Consider the following 13,846-nt stretch of genomic DNA (forward strand, 5'->3'; position numbering starts at 1 on the left):
TGGCGGGATCGCCAATCTGTGCAAGCCGACGCAGGTCACTAAAGATGAACTGCTGGCGGCAGCGAATGAGGCGCACGCGGCTGGGCAGTTGATGAGCAAGGCTGGCAGAGCAGTAACAAAGCATCCGAACTACTTCGGGTTCAAAACCGCCGAAGATGTTCGTCAGGTCTACCGGACGAATGAACAACTCAATGACTTCGCGTCGAAACAGGTAAGAGGCATTCTGGAAACTGGAGTTAGAATGGAGGGCCAAAGCGGTAGATCACCGGGCGGTTGGGTCACCTATACTCGGTCTGACGGTGTTTCTTCATCTTGGACGCGAAGTGGTGAATTTATTGGCTTCCGGAGAAAGTAAGATGAGCGAGCTCATATTTGAATACGTGGGAGACATCCGTGCGGCTCACCCGTACTACTGTGTCTATACGTCAGATCAGATGAACCTGTATCAACAGGATCCGTTCCTTGAAATCGCAGTCGAAAAAGAGGGCAATTTGGTGATCACTATTGAAGCGCGTAAAGAGGCGCTGCATCTCACTTTGGAGCAATGGGAAGAGATACTTACACGTGCGCGTAAATACCACCAAGAGACATTGGACAGCGATGATGACTGGCCGTGAAACTCTAACCGGGGTCCGGAACTTGGAAAACCTTGCATATGAACGAATTGATGATGTCCGAGTCACCTACGATCCTACGAAATTTAACCCCTTCACGGAGCTTGCAGTTGAAAAGGACGACAGTCTGGTCCTTACCGTCTATGAGCACGGCAAGAACCTGTCCTTGACTATCGAACGGTGGGACGAGATTTCGAGGCGCGCACGCGCCTATCACGCGGAAGTTCTAGCCAGCGGAGAGGACTGGTAACGCGACAGGAGGGATTCAACTTTCAGACTCGCCACTATGAGTCGCGTCTCAAAGCAGAGGGATTGGACCCCGTAACCGTAGGAAGCAGCGTCGCACAGGAAGTACGAACGATAGTTCCGAATCTGGAGAAAGGGTCGAACACATGGGGGCGAATGACGATTGATCGCGTCCTTGTCGAGTTCCGGCTATAGGTGGAGTCGAACGGCGAAATCAACGTCGGAACAATATTTCCTGTAAAGGGAAGCCCTGACATGTTGCGAAATTTGACCGAGACCGAACGCGCCTTCATTGCCGAAGTTGCACGCAATCTCGCACCCAATGAAGGTGCGCAATTGCTGTCCGATTTGGCCATTGCTCAAGCGCAACCAACCTTGCCGGATGAATCGATCATACGTTTCCAGCTTAAAGGCCATTGCCATCCTACGGCTGGGGGGCAGGAACTGTATCCGTTCGAGGGAGTAATGTCTGACTTGGATGGCACGAACTTAGATGTGCTTTTATTCACAGATGCCGCCAGCAGACTCTGCGAAATGGAATTCGTCAGATGGGAAGGCGGGGATTTGCAGGGGCCGGATTGGACCACTCTGCGGGTAGTTCCTAAGCCACCTGCGTTCGAAAAACCTCAAGTCATCCGACGAAAAAGGCGCGAACAATCGCACCTTTCGCCGACGATGACTTACCGTCGTTGACTCGCCACACGCACACCCGAACCCTTAAGCCCCCAACAAAACCCCCGTCCTAAAAGCCTTCTTCCCAGTCACCCGACCCAACGGCGCTCCAGCCGTCACAAACCGAATCGCGCGCCGCATATAAAGCACACCCTCAGTGCTACTAGACAAGGGAGTCGTCTCATCAGTCAACGGATCGACGATATCGAACAAAGGCTGCCCGACAAGAATCGTGTCCCCGATCTTCGCGCGATGGATAAGAATCCCACTAACGGGCGCGTAGAACTGTTCACTCCCAGCGAGCGGCGTCGCGGGCGACAACAACTCGGGCAACGGCTTAACAGCATCAACCCGAATCGCCTTCCGCCAACCAAGGTAATCCACAATCGCATCAGCATCCTCCTGCGCGACTTCATAAGACACATCCCGCTGCCCACGGCATTCCACAGTGACAGCAATCGCCCCATCGGGCACCGGCTTATCTACCGGCATTTCCTGCTGCAACTTCCACCACACCAGGCTATGAGTCTCATCAAACGACTCACCCCCCGAGTTAGTAGCCAGCAACGAAGCCTGCGCCCCCAAATACCGTGACAAAGGCTCAAACTCAGGCCACGCCGCCTCACTGGTATAGAGATGCATCGCCGCTTCCAAGGAGCAATGCAAATCAATCACTACATCCGCATCGAAGGAAAGCTTCAGCAACGCCAATTGCAGCGACTCGAATTCAGTCAACGGTTTTTGTTCAGCTAGCTCAGCAGCGATCAGTTCGCGAACAATCCGCCGATTCTCCCCAGCATCCGAACCCAACGCCTCCTTAGCCCGCTCCACCAGCTTCGAAAACTGTATGAAGTGTCGATTGAAGTTCTTACCGCTCCCCAGATCGAAGCGCCCAATAAACTGCCCGAGCACGTACTGCCCAAGCCCGACAGGATTCGCCACCGGCACCAGCACGATTTCCGCATTCAGCGCGCCCTGCTTCTCCAGTTCGAGTAATCGACGCTTCAGCAAAACCGTCGTCAACATCGCCGGCGTTTCATCAGCATGCAGCGACGACTGGATGTAAATCTTCTGTCCGCTATCCGCGGGACCAAAGTGAAACGACACCAGTTCACGGTGCGTGCCGATAGCCGGCGATAGAAGCGGAATCGATTGCTTGTTCATGGACGAAAGTATTGGAGACGAAGAATGGGAAGTAAAAGAATCAGTTGCCGTACGGATCGAAGTCGAAGTACTTCTTCGCAATCTGTGCGTACGTACCGTCCTTAAGCATCGAAGCAATTGCCGCGTTAATGGACGCCTGCACGGCAGTCTCATCCTTTCGCAGGCCGATACCCACACCACGGTCCCCCATCGAAAGCGGCTCGCCGACAAACGCAAAGCCCTTGCCCGCCGGCGTGCGCAAAAAGCCGTAGTCGGCTTCGACCGAACCAAGCAATGCGCCATCGAGACGACCGTTCTCCAGATCCGCGAACACCTCATCCTGACTCTTATACGCGACCACATGCACGCCCATCGGCGCCCAGTTCTTCAGCGCATACCCCTCGAACTGCGTCCCCGATTGCACACCGATCTGCTTGCCGGCCAACGCATTCGTGCCGCCCGCGAGCGGCGACCCTTGGCGCGCGATCAGCCGCGATTTGAACTGGAACAGTTTCGACGAAAACAGAATCTGTTGCTCGCGTTTCTCAGTAATCGCCATCGACGAAAGAATCGCGTCGATCTTGCGCGCCTGCAGCGCGGGAATCATCCCCGAGAACTCGAGTTCGACCCACTGGCAATGCGCCTGGATACGCCGGCAGATTTCGTTGCCGAGATCGACGTCGAAACCTTTGAAGCTGCCATCGGGCGCTTTCGCGTCCATCGGCGGATAGCTTGGATCGATACCGAGGCGCAGCGTGGCGGGGTCGGCGGCAAACGCACCACTGCTGAAAGCCAGCGCGGCGCTCAAGATCATCAGCGAGATTTTCATGGGGGACGGGTGTGGGTTGGGCGGATTACTACTGGGTACGGGGCCATCCTATGCCGCCGCCGCGCCTCAAAGAAGCCCCGAAAGTAATATCATGATCACTTTTACCGATCACTGAGATTATTCATGGCGTTGACGATCTCCCAGCTACGCGCTTTCACCGCCGTGGCCGAGCACGGCAGCATCCGCGCGGCGTCGCGGGCGCTCGGCATCGCCCAGAGCGGCATCACGCAGCAGTTGCAGAATCTCGAATCGATGCTGGGCGCGACTTTATTCACCCGAACGAACCGCGGGATCGCGCTGACGGCGCTCGGCCAGCGCCTGTTGCAGCGCGCCGGTGCGATCCTCGGCGAATGCGAACGCGCCGAGCAGGAAGTGCAGCAATTGCGCGGCGACTACGCGGGCGAGGTCACGTTCGGCATGACCACCGAGCCGCTCGTCGACGCCTTCGCGCCGGTGCTGATGGAATTCCGCGCGCGCTTCGAGCGAGTCGCGGTGCATTTGCGCACCGGCACCTCGCGGATGATGATTTCGTGGATTCGTGAAGGCACGCTCGATTTCGCCGTCGCGCTGGTGTCGAAACACACCGATACGGCCGATCTGTCCGCGACGCCGCTCTATCCATCCGATCCCGTGATCGTCTGCCGTCGCGGTCATCCGAAGGCGGGCGCGACCACGCTGGCCGAGCTTGCCGATTGCACATGGGTAGCGACGCGTTCGCCGAATCTGACCGACGACCCGCAAGTCAACCGCCTAAGCCATCTGTTGGAAAGCCACGGCTTACCGCCGCCAAAAATCATCGCGACGGTGGAAGGCCTGTACGAGACGCTGCATCTGGTCGGCGCGACGGACTGCTTGTCCCTGGAGTCGTCGATCGTCGCGAAGCGTGGGCCGTTTGCAAGCACGCTCACGTCGATCAACGTGCGCGAACGCGCGGTCGAACAGAACGTGTGTCTGTTGCAGCGCGCGGCCATTCCTGTCACGCCCGCCGCGCAGGAACTCGCGACAATGATCGCGTCGTACACGCGCACGGTGAGGGCACGATGAAACCAGCTAAGTCGCCATTGGCGTGCTCAGTCCAACGTTTCCAGCGCGATCAACTCCTCGATGGTTTGCCGACGCCTGATCAAACGCGGCTCGCCACTTTCAATCAACACTTCCGCAGCCAGCGGCCGGCTGTTGTAGTTCGATGACATCGATGCGCCATATGCCCCAGCGTCGTGAAACACGATTAAGTCGCCCACTTCCGGCACGGGCATCGGGCGGCTCGTGACGATACCGCCCACATCCTGCGTAAACACATCGCCCGCTTCGCACAACGGCCCGGCGACCGCGAAAGCGCCAACCGGCGCTTCGCTCGGCATGCCATTGCCTTTCACCACCGTCATCTCATGATGACTACCGTAAAACGACGGCCGCACCAGGTCATTGAAGCCCGCATCGACCAGGGCGAACTGCCGGCTCGGCCGCCGGTTCAGCGCGTGCACTTCGGCAACGAGCACGCCCGCTTGCGCGACCAGAAAGCGCCCCGGCTCGATTTCCAGTCTCACGCGATGCCCGAGATGCGCTTCGATCTGCCGCCGCGCCGCGTCCCAAAGACGGAAATAATGTTCGACGTCGATCCGCGGTTCGCCTTCGCTGTACGGCACCGATAGGCCACCACCGGCCGAAATCGCTTCGATATCGTGTTCTAAGCCTTGCACCGCTTCGACCATTGCATCGCACACACGCGATAGATGCGCGTAGTCGACGCCGGAGCCGATATGCATGTGCAATCCGACCAGCTTCAGGCCGTAACGCCGTACCATAGCTATCGCCAGCGGCACGTCGTCGAGCCAGATGCCGTGCTTGCTATGCTCGCCGCCCGTGTTGGTCTTGTTGCTGTGTCCGTGGCCGAAACCGGGATTGATTCGCAGCCACACACGGTGACCTTCAGGCGCATGTTGCCCCACACGTTCGAGCATATCGAGCGACCCCGCGTTGACCGTGATGCGGTGCTCGATCACGGTGGCCAGCGTCACTTGATCGACGAGATCCGCTGTAAAAACCACGCCCTCGGGATCGCCATCCGGTGTGAACCCCGCCGCAAGACTGCGCGCGATTTCGCCTGGAGACACCGCATCGACCATCGCCCCTTCGTCGCGCATCAGCTTCAGGATGTGCACGTTCGAACATGCCTTCTGCGCATAGCGGATCACGTCGAAGCTGCGCAGTTCGGCAATACGCTGGCGAATGACGTCGGCGTCATAAACCCAAAGGGGCGTGCCGTGCTGATGCGCAAGTCCGGCGAGTTGTTGTGGATTGAAAGTGGTCACGATTCGCGGCTCTTTATATCGAAGCATTGGTGTAATGCAACATGATGCTGAGAACCGGTCATTCAGTAAAATACCTATTCTTCTAAAATCCATTCATTCCTGATATAGGAACCATGGCGCTCACACATCGACACATCGAAGTCTTCCGCGCGTTGATGACAGCGGGCAGCGTCACCAAAGCGGCCGAGATACTCTTCACCTCGCAGCCCACAGTGAGCCGCGAACTTGCGCGCATGGAACAGAGCATCGGCTTTGCCTTGTTCGAACGCGTGCATGGGCGGCTGCGTCCGACCCTGTCCGCACTGACGCTGTTCGACGAAATCAAGCGTGCGTATATCGGACTCGAACGGGTAGCGTCCACCGCGGCAAGCCTGCGCGAATTTCAGGGCGGCCAGCTTTCCATCATCGCGTTGCCCGCGTTTTCGCACTCGATCCTGCCCGGGGCATCGAAACGTTTCCACGACGCGCAGCCCGGCGTAAGTCTCTCGATCGCAACGCAGGAATCGCCGTTTCTCGAAGAATGGCTGACCGCGCAGCGTTATGACCTCGGCTTGACCGAACACGACTCCCCACCCGCCGGAACACGCCTGACGCCCTTACTCGAAGTGGACGAAGTGTGCGTGCTACCCGACGGGCATCCACTGCTCGCAAAGCGCGTGATCGAGTTGAAGGATTTCGCGAATCAGCCATTCATCAGCCTGTCGTCGAACGATCCGTACCGGATTCAGATCGACGAAGCCTTTACACAAGCGGGCATCGCGCGCCGCCAGATAATCGAGACGCCCACCGCCGTCTCCGTTTGCAGTTTCGTGCGGCAAGGCCTCGGCGTGGCTATCGTCAATCCGCTTACCGCGCTCGATTTCGCGGGCCGCAATTTGCATATCCGGCCGCTCGCCCTGTCGTTGCCGTTTCGCGTGAGCGTGGTTCATCCGGAGCATCGTCCGAGCCATCCGCTGGCTGGCGCGTTCGTCCAAGCGCTGCAAAGCGAGGCCGCCGCGCTGCGACTACAATTAAAAACCCGCACAAGACGTAAGCAGCAGTAAGGGCGCTGTTCGACGATCAATCCGCGCAGCGTTAGCCCATCAACAGGAGTTTCCCAAATGATGAATCGAGACAACCCCGTTTGGCTGATTACAGGCTGTTCGACCGGCTTCGGCCGCGAGTTGGCGAAGCTGGTGCTGGAGCGCGGCTGGCGCGCGGTGGTCACTGCACGCGACCCGTCGAAAGTGAAAGATATCGCCGACGCACACGGTGATCGCGCGCTGGTTCTGCCGCTCGACGTGACGAACCGCAAGCAGATCGACGACGTGGTCACGCAAGCCAGGCAGCGTTTCGGGCGCATCGACGCGCTCGTCAATAACGCGGGTTACGGCTATCTGGCCGCGATCGAAGAAGGCGAGGACGACGAAGTGCGCGCGATGTTCGAGACCAATGTGTTCGGTCTGGTCGATATGACGAAGGCGGTGCTGCCGATCATGCGTGAGCAGCACAGTGGCTTGATCGTGAATGTGTCGTCGATTGGCGGTATCACGAGTTTCGCCGCGACCGGCTATTACCATGCCACCAAGTATGCAGTGGAAGGTCTGTCCGAATCGCTTGCAACGGAGGTTAAACCGCTCGGCATCGACGTATTGCTCGTCGAGCCCGGTCCGTTCCGCACGAATTGGGCCGGTCCGTCGATCAAACAATCGGCGACGGTTATAGACGACTACGCGGCCACGGCCGGCGAGCGCCGCAAGCAGACCGAAGCACGCAGCGGCAAACAGGCGGGCGATCCGGTGCGTGCCGCGCAAGCCATCATCGACGCCGCGCTGTCGGAGAAACCGCCGCTGCGTTTGCTGCTCGGCAAGATGGCGCTCGAACTGGCGCGCAAGAAGCTGGACTTCATGGCTGGCGACTTCGATGCCTGGGAAGCGACGACGGTCGGCGCGGATTTTCCGACTTAAAACTCGACCAGCGCAAAATCTCCCTTGCCCACATCGCACAGTGGGCATCGCCAGTCGACCGGGACATCTGCCCAGCGGGTGCCCGGCGCAATGCCCTCTTCCGGCAAGCCGGCGGCTTCGTCGTAGACCCAGCCACAGATCACGCAGACCCACTGTTTGAAGTCGTCTGCCGAGGCCGCGTTTTCTGGCCCAGCATGCGGCGCAGCGGCCGCTTGTGACGCCGGTGTCTCATCGAGGCTCACCACCAGAGGCGCGGCGGTGCCTACGCTGCTTTCAGCCAGGCGTGCCTGCAGGCTTTCCAGCAGCCGTTGCGCTTCAGCCTGCGTCAAATCGATCCAGTACGGATCGCCGGCGCCGTCGTTGAGCCGCTCGGGCGAAAACTGGAGTTCTACGGCTACGCCCTTCTTGTACATGGCAAATCGGGATATCGAGAAAGCCGGTAGCGAGCGCCGGCATAGGGTCGGATGCTTGAAGCGAGGGCTTCGTGGCGGGGATTAGACGAACTGGTTCAGCACAATGGCTGCAATCAGTCCGGCGGCGCCGATGAGGCCCAGCAATTGCAGCAGAGTCAGGGATTTACGGGATGCGGTGGGGATTTGTTGCGTAGTCACGGGGTGTTCTTAAAGATCGGAAAAAGCGAAATGGTACACGGGTCGGAGGCAGGCGCACCTCGAATGGCGCAAACCTGCGTGTGTTAGATGCCATTATCGCTGCTCGACCGGCCTGAATTCACCACCAGGTGGAGATGGATAAATTCCCTACCGGGTGGAAAGCTCGCCTACGTAAACGCCACCTCGCCGGCATGCTCAGACACTGCCGCCACAATCGCGGCGACGGCGGTAGGATCGAGCGTCAACCCGATATGCGCCACGCCAGGCACGATCGTGACCGGCACTACGCGCCCTGCTTCCGCAAAGACGCCGGCAAACTTCTCCGCGTGAAACGCCTCGTCATCCGCGCCGACCAGCACTTCGACCGGCTGCCGCGTTGCACGGATATCCGCGCGGTAACCCTCATGCGGACGAAAGTTCTGCATCAGGTTGTACGAGTACTGCGGCGTGAGCATGGCCGCCGCTTCGGGCGACAGCGCGTAGGCCACGGTCGGCAGATGATTGAAAAGCGTAATGCGCAGCTTGTTGAGGATCACCAGCACGATCACGCGTGGCAACCCGACATTCACCCACCCGCCGACGGAGGGCGGCGTTGTCGGCGCGTTCTGATGAATGAACGGCGCAAGCAGCACATAACGATCGAATGCCAGTTGCCGAGCATCTCCCGCGAACCGAAGCGCGAAGCCGCCACCCGCCGAGAAGCCGGCCAGCGTACGCGGTCCAGCCGGCTGTACCGCATCGAGAAAGTCGCTTAGGTCATCTTCGAGCTGGCCGATATAGGCGATCGTGCCTTTCTTGCCCGATTCGCCATGTCCGCGCATGTCGGGCACGTAGACGTCGTAAGCGGCCGCAGCGAGCGCCTTCGCCAGGGTGTGCAGGCTCACGCCACTCGCCGACGAGCCGTGAATCAGCACAACGCTGCCGCGCCGTCGCGTCAATTGGCTCGCATAGCGCCGATAGGCGAGTTCCTCGTTGTCGCGTGCGATGTAGCGTTCAATCGGAGGTAAATCGGAAGTATCGACCGACTTGAAAGGCTCATTGATCGACGCGAGCGGCGGCGGCTGTTTGGGGCCGCCCTTCACCAGCGCCACCGCCATGATGGCGAGGCCCACGCAGAACACGACAACCGGCATCACTGCATGCAGTTCGGTACTCATCGAATGGACCCCTCACGCGATTAATTTTGCTTTTGGATTTCCCGATCGATGAGCCCGCGCTTTATGCGTCTTATGCGTCTTGCTATAGCCTGTGCCGCCTTCTCGCCACTCATCGTCGCCGATGATTGTACGGTCCTGCGCGGCGCCAAAAAACTCGAATGTCAGGTATTCGACAAGGGGTTACCGTGACGTGAATCCCAGAAGCGGATCACCGCGCCGCCGCCAGTGCCGGCGCCCACCACCTGATCCGGCGCGCCGCTCTCGCGCAGCAAGGCACGTAGTTCGTTGATGACTGGAAACACTTCGTGATTCCAGTCCGAGCCCTGCGTGTCGTGCGCACGCTGCTCGGCTTCGACGATTGCACGGTCTTCCTTGAAGATACGTTCGGTGAACCACACGAGCAGCGGCCATGCGAGATTGAGCACGCCAGGAATACCCGGTTTGCGAATCGACAGCAGACCGAACGTACGGTTGGTGCGTTGCTCGCGATCGAGCGGCACGTAGACAATCCACAAATCCATCACCAGCGTCTGATCGGACGTGCGGATCTGCAGTGTCTGATACGGATACTCGGTGCGGATCGTCATCACGTCTTTGTCGTTGTCGCCGCCTACCTTGCGGCTCTGGCCGAACACGATCGCTTCGCCGATCGGCTGCTGGCCGGCCATGCGCGCAAACGTGTAATCGACTTCGACCCAACCTTCGCCGCGCCGCCGCCCCAGCGAACGCGCACGCATCTGCCCCATCTGCCGGCGATGCAGGAACTGATGGTTCATATCCATCAGGTTCTCGTGCATGAACGAATAGTGGCAATTCACCGGACGGCCGAAACGACGCGTCTTGTACTTCTTGTCGGAGACGGAGCCGAACGCGGGTAGCGGCCGCTCTTCGGCCAAAGCGGCGTCGCCGGGAAACACGAAAATCAGGCCTTCGACTTCGCGGCACGGATAAGACCGCACGCCGTTCGGCAGACGATCGCGGCCCAGATAGGGCACATCGATGCACGCCCCCGAACAGTCGTAGGTCCAGCCGTGATAGCCGCAGCGGATCGATTCGCCGTCCACCACGCCCTGATGCAACGGCACCTGACGATGCGCGCAACGATCTTCGAGCGCGAACACCTTGCCGGACTCCGTACGCGCCAGCACGATCGGCTCACCCGCGAACGTCACACCATGCGTCTTGCCCCGCTTCACTTCATGCGACCACGCGAGCGGATACCAGTAGTCGGGGTGAATGCCGACGCGGCGCAGATCGCGCACCGGAGCGTCGTTGGCGGCGTGATCCGGCGTGTGTGCATTCCCTGCTGCGGAGGCGTTGGTTTGCGCGCCTGCATGAGCAGGCGACGCATCGACCGGCGCATCAACGGTGTCTTGTTCGAGCGGGGGAACAGCATGCATAGGTGGAGCCTCCGTGCACGAGCGGATAGAAGGTTGCCGCCCTGCAATTCGCGGGCCGACATCGTCGTACAGTCTACTCGAACCCAAAGCGGCATGTTCCGCCAACAGCACGCCATGCTCCCCAGCCCAGTCCATGCGAGCAATCGCGCCTGACTGCGCCACATCACGCAATCGGCGGCTAACTTTCGTCGTGCGTGACGAGCCCCGAGCGGCGTTGCACGCCCCACGAGCGGCCGCCGCGCAGGAAATGCAGCCAGCCGAGCAGTGCGCCGACATGCCGCACCAGCTGGAACGTGAACGGCTCGGTGATCGCCGCGAGCATCGCCATCCACAAACTGGAGCGGGTGCGCTCGCCGGTCCAGCGGCGGTACAGATGGATACACCAAAGATAAAACGCGAGATCGATCGCCGTTTTGAGGCCGATCACGCTGAAAATCGACAGGACGATCGCACCATGCCCGCCGAACAGAAAGCCGAGCAGCAGCGCGAAGGCGGTCAGCCCGTAGATCGGCTGCATCGTGTCGATGGCCTTGACCGGCAGCATCAGCATGCCCATCGTGCCGTAACGCGGGTTGCCAGTCATGTCGCGGTTCCAGTATTGCGTTTGCAGGAAGCCCGCGAACCAGCGGCGGCGCTGCCGCAGGAAACTGCCGAGGTTGTCCGGTGCGTCGGTATGTGCATGGGCGTCGCCGACCACGCGGACGTCCCAGCCGAGACCATGATCGACCGAATAGCGGCGCAGCCGATGAATCAGTTCGTAGTCTTCGACCAGGCACTGCGGATCGAAGCCGCCTACGTCGACCAGCGCGTCGCGCTTGAATGACGCGAAGGCGCCTGAGATCAGCAGCAGACTGTCGGCGCGCATCCACGCAAAGCGGGCGATGAAGTTGCGCATGTACTCATAGGTCTGGAACCACTGGAACACGCGGCCCGAAACCGATTTGCCGCAGACCGGCACCAGAATGCCGGCCGCCGCGACCAGTTTCGGCTCGCTCGCGAAGGCGGCGCGCATTGCGTAGGTGGCGTCGTCGTCGAGCAGCGTGTCGGCGTCGACGGTCATGACGGTGTCGGTGGTCATGACCGTGATGGCAGCGTTCAGCGCACGGGCTTTGCCGCCGTGCGACACGCGCAGCCAGTAAAGATTCGGATAAAGCGAACTCGATGCGCTCAGTACACCGTCGGCTGCGGCAGCCAGCCCGAAGCGTTCGGTGAGCAGCGCCTGGGTGGCATCGGTGGAGCCGTCGTCGGCGATCACGATCTGCGCCGGGCCATGCGTCTGGCGCAGCAGCGCGGCGAGCGTAACCGGCAACACCTTCGCCTCGTTATGCGACGCAACGATCACACCCATGCTCGGCAAGCTGCGCGCATCGAAGTCCGGCTCGAGCGGCGGCGTGGGCCGCATCAGCGGCAGCGTTTTCCATGTGACGAAGGCGAGGAGCAACGTGTCGTACACGACGTACGCAATACCCGTCGACCACGCCACCACGCCTTGCAGAAAGAATGCGCGTGCGAACAGCAGCAGCCACAACGCGACGACGCTGACATGAATCAGCGTGCTCAGCAGCGTAGTGGGACGCGGCAGAATGCGCGGGGATGCAAGGGCGAGCGCCTGTTCCAGAGTTTTCTTCAAAATGACTGCTGAGTCCGTCGTTGGTGCGGTTATTAGGTAAAACGTAGCGCGACGGTGCTTACGGCACCATGCGTTTCAGAACCGACTTGCGATCGATCCATTGATGCTTCAACGCGCCGCCGATATGCATCGCCAGCAACGCATACAGCGCGTAGCCGAGCCACGTATGCAAGGCGCCGAAGCGGTCGTGCAAGGTCTCCTTGAGCGCCGGGTCGAGATGCATCACGTAACCGATGCGCGGCCAGGGGAACAGATTGAACAGACGCATCGGATGCGTGGCCGCATCTTTCCACGCGGAATCGTGCAACCAGCCGGACAGCGGCAAAGCAATCATCAGCAGATACAGCAGGAAATGGGCCACATGCGCAGCGATTTTCTCCCACGACGGGAACTCGCGCGGCAACGGCGGCGGCTTGTGCGACACGCGCCACAAGATACGCAGCAGCACGAGACCGAGCACCGTGATGCCGATCGACTTATGAGTATCGACTACCGGACGCACCCAGTCGTCGGGCCATGATTCAGCGGTCAGGCCGAGTACGACGTTGCCGATCATCAACAACGCGATCAGCCAGTGCAGCGTCATCGCCGTGCGGGTATAGCGCGACGGCAGTGGTGTGCCGGTCGAATCGGTCAATGAGTCGGCGTGGGTATTCATGGGTCGTTCCGTCTGCAAATGCGTTTCTGCGAAAGCTGTTTGAAAATTCGGCGATGCCGGAGCAGGTCCGGTCGCGCCGCTGGTAGGAGGCAAACGCCCCAGTGTGCCGTTTTATTCCACCAGGTGCTTAATTGTGTGTTTCAGTTTATTTCGACCGCGCGCCGCGAGTCATTCCTGGAGCGCTACAGCCACCCGCGTCCGCAAAGTCGGCAAGACCTCCGCTTCGAACCACGGATTGCGCTTGAACCAGGCGATATTGCGCGGCGAGGGATGCGGAAGCGGCATCACGCTGGGTCCATATTCTCGCCAGCGCAGCAGCGTATCGGTTAGCGTCGGCCCGAACGCGTCACCCAGACCAAAACGCTGCGCGTATTGACCAATCAGTAACGTGAGCTTCACCTCACGCAATTGCGCGAGCAAGGCCTGATGCCAATGCGCGGCGCATTCGGGTCTCGGCGGCAAATCGCCACTCGCGCCTTTGCCCGGAAAGCAGAAACCCATCGGCACGATCGCGAATTTGGAAGCATTCCAATCCCGCGTCGGGCTCGGCGTTGGCGGAGAAACGGAGATGCGGTATACCGGTGAACGGCAGCGCCGCAATGACCGACACGGCAATGGTGCATGCCTG

The 13,846-nt window shown here is 60.1% G+C and carries 14 protein-coding genes and 1 pseudogene; 6 read left to right on the plus strand and 9 right to left on the minus strand.

Translation table 11 applies throughout. The annotated features are described in order from the left end of the window. The 3 genes from KHO31_RS38405 to KHO31_RS38415 all read left to right on the plus strand — a co-directional run. Positions 1–355, plus strand: a 355-nt coding sequence (locus KHO31_RS38405) for a hypothetical protein (RefSeq protein WP_211626012.1), incomplete at its 5' end; no start/stop codon positions are given. 1 nt (position 356) lies between these two features. Beyond that, positions 357–617: a hypothetical protein gene (locus tag KHO31_RS38410; protein ID WP_211626014.1), complete on the plus strand. Its 261-nt coding sequence runs from the start codon at positions 357–359 to the stop codon at positions 615–617. A 498-nt stretch (positions 618–1,115) separates the two neighbouring features. Then, complete coding sequence (locus tag KHO31_RS38415; RefSeq protein ID WP_211626016.1) at positions 1,116–1,553, plus strand: hypothetical protein; 438 nt, start codon at positions 1,116–1,118, stop codon at positions 1,551–1,553. A 24-nt stretch (positions 1,554–1,577) separates the two neighbouring features. On the opposite strand, the gene KHO31_RS38420 is transcribed toward KHO31_RS38415, so the two are convergent. Then, positions 1,578–2,696 (minus strand): succinylglutamate desuccinylase/aspartoacylase family protein, encoded by a 1,119-nt coding sequence (locus KHO31_RS38420; protein ID WP_211626018.1) that lies wholly within the window; start codon positions 2,694–2,696, stop codon positions 1,578–1,580. A 40-nt stretch (positions 2,697–2,736) separates the two neighbouring features. Further along, positions 2,737–3,504, minus strand: a complete 768-nt coding sequence (locus tag KHO31_RS38425) for a transporter substrate-binding domain-containing protein (protein WP_211626020.1) — start codon at positions 3,502–3,504, stop codon at positions 2,737–2,739. A gap of 123 nt (positions 3,505–3,627) precedes the next feature. Here KHO31_RS38425 and KHO31_RS38430 point away from each other — a divergent pair, with 123 nt between their 5' ends. Further along, positions 3,628–4,548, plus strand: a complete 921-nt coding sequence (locus tag KHO31_RS38430) for a LysR family transcriptional regulator (RefSeq protein ID WP_211626023.1) — start codon at positions 3,628–3,630, stop codon at positions 4,546–4,548. Between the two features lie 26 nt (positions 4,549–4,574). Here KHO31_RS38430 and lysA read toward each other — a convergent pair whose 3' ends face one another. Continuing rightward, positions 4,575–5,816 carry a diaminopimelate decarboxylase gene (gene lysA, locus KHO31_RS38435; protein ID WP_236071725.1) on the minus strand — a complete coding sequence of 414 codons (1,242 nt, stop codon included), beginning with the start codon at positions 5,814–5,816 and terminating at the stop codon, positions 4,575–4,577. Between the two features lie 113 nt (positions 5,817–5,929). On the opposite strand from lysA, the gene KHO31_RS38440 reads away from it, so the two are divergent. Together KHO31_RS38440 and KHO31_RS38445 are read left to right on the plus strand one after the other, a co-directional pair. Beyond that, positions 5,930–6,859 (plus strand): LysR family transcriptional regulator, encoded by a 930-nt coding sequence (locus KHO31_RS38440; RefSeq protein ID WP_211626027.1) that lies wholly within the window; start codon positions 5,930–5,932, stop codon positions 6,857–6,859. A 57-nt stretch (positions 6,860–6,916) separates the two neighbouring features. After that, positions 6,917–7,762 carry an oxidoreductase gene (locus tag KHO31_RS38445; RefSeq protein WP_201086583.1) on the plus strand — a complete coding sequence of 282 codons (846 nt, stop codon included), beginning with the start codon at positions 6,917–6,919 and terminating at the stop codon, positions 7,760–7,762. Here KHO31_RS38445 and KHO31_RS39950 read toward each other — a convergent pair. From KHO31_RS39950 to KHO31_RS38480, 6 genes and pseudogenes are all read right to left on the minus strand, one after another. After that, positions 7,759–8,175: a rubredoxin gene (locus KHO31_RS39950; protein ID WP_201086582.1), complete on the minus strand. Its 417-nt coding sequence runs from the start codon at positions 8,173–8,175 to the stop codon at positions 7,759–7,761. The genes KHO31_RS38445 and KHO31_RS39950 overlap by 4 nt on opposite strands. 365 nt (positions 8,176–8,540) lie before the next feature. Beyond that, positions 8,541–9,530 carry an alpha/beta hydrolase gene (locus tag KHO31_RS38460; protein WP_236071728.1) on the minus strand — a complete coding sequence of 330 codons (990 nt, stop codon included), beginning with the start codon at positions 9,528–9,530 and terminating at the stop codon, positions 8,541–8,543. A 161-nt stretch (positions 9,531–9,691) separates the two neighbouring features. After that, on the minus strand, positions 9,692–10,930 hold the full coding sequence (locus KHO31_RS38465) for an aromatic ring-hydroxylating oxygenase subunit alpha (protein ID WP_201086581.1): 1,239 nt from the start codon (positions 10,928–10,930) through the stop codon (positions 9,692–9,694). 178 nt (positions 10,931–11,108) lie between these two features. After that, the gene (locus KHO31_RS38470; protein WP_211626029.1) at positions 11,109–12,560 is read right to left on the minus strand and encodes a glycosyltransferase family 2 protein; all 1,452 of its coding nucleotides are present in this window, start codon (positions 12,558–12,560) and stop codon (positions 11,109–11,111) included. A gap of 58 nt (positions 12,561–12,618) precedes the next feature. Continuing rightward, positions 12,619–13,218, minus strand: a complete 600-nt coding sequence (locus tag KHO31_RS38475; protein ID WP_201081372.1) for a cytochrome b — start codon at positions 13,216–13,218, stop codon at positions 12,619–12,621. A gap of 168 nt (positions 13,219–13,386) precedes the next feature. Beyond that, positions 13,387–13,743: pseudogene (locus KHO31_RS38480) on the minus strand (uracil-DNA glycosylase family protein); the annotation flags it as partial. Positions 13,744–13,846: the final 103 nt, after the last annotated feature.

This window comes from Paraburkholderia domus (assembly GCF_905220705.1).
GTDB lineage: Bacteria > Pseudomonadota > Gammaproteobacteria > Burkholderiales > Burkholderiaceae > Paraburkholderia > Paraburkholderia domus.

Bases quoted from the DNA above. Each gene is read 5' to 3' on its own strand.
- KHO31_RS38445 (WP_201086583.1), top strand. From the start codon at position 6,917: ATGATGAATCGAGACAACCCCGTTTGGCTGATTACAGGCTGTTCGACC.
- KHO31_RS38415 (WP_211626016.1), top strand. From the start codon at position 1,116: ATGTTGCGAAATTTGACCGAGACCGAACGCGCCTTCATTGCCGAAGTT.
- KHO31_RS38420 (WP_211626018.1), bottom strand. From the start codon at position 2,696: ATGAACAAGCAATCGATTCCGCTTCTATCGCCGGCTATCGGCACGCAC.
- KHO31_RS38410 (WP_211626014.1), top strand. From the start codon at position 357: ATGAGCGAGCTCATATTTGAATACGTGGGAGACATCCGTGCGGCTCAC.
- KHO31_RS39950 (WP_201086582.1), bottom strand. From the start codon at position 8,175: ATGTACAAGAAGGGCGTAGCCGTAGAACTCCAGTTTTCGCCCGAGCGG.
- KHO31_RS38460 (WP_236071728.1), bottom strand. From the start codon at position 9,530: ATGAGTACCGAACTGCATGCAGTGATGCCGGTTGTCGTGTTCTGCGTG.
- KHO31_RS38430 (WP_211626023.1), top strand. From the start codon at position 3,628: ATGGCGTTGACGATCTCCCAGCTACGCGCTTTCACCGCCGTGGCCGAG.
- KHO31_RS38425 (WP_211626020.1), bottom strand. From the start codon at position 3,504: ATGAAAATCTCGCTGATGATCTTGAGCGCCGCGCTGGCTTTCAGCAGT.
- KHO31_RS38465 (WP_201086581.1), bottom strand. From the start codon at position 10,930: ATGCATGCTGTTCCCCCGCTCGAACAAGACACCGTTGATGCGCCGGTC.
- KHO31_RS38475 (WP_201081372.1), bottom strand. From the start codon at position 13,218: ATGAATACCCACGCCGACTCATTGACCGATTCGACCGGCACACCACTG.
- KHO31_RS38440 (WP_211626027.1), top strand. From the start codon at position 5,930: ATGGCGCTCACACATCGACACATCGAAGTCTTCCGCGCGTTGATGACA.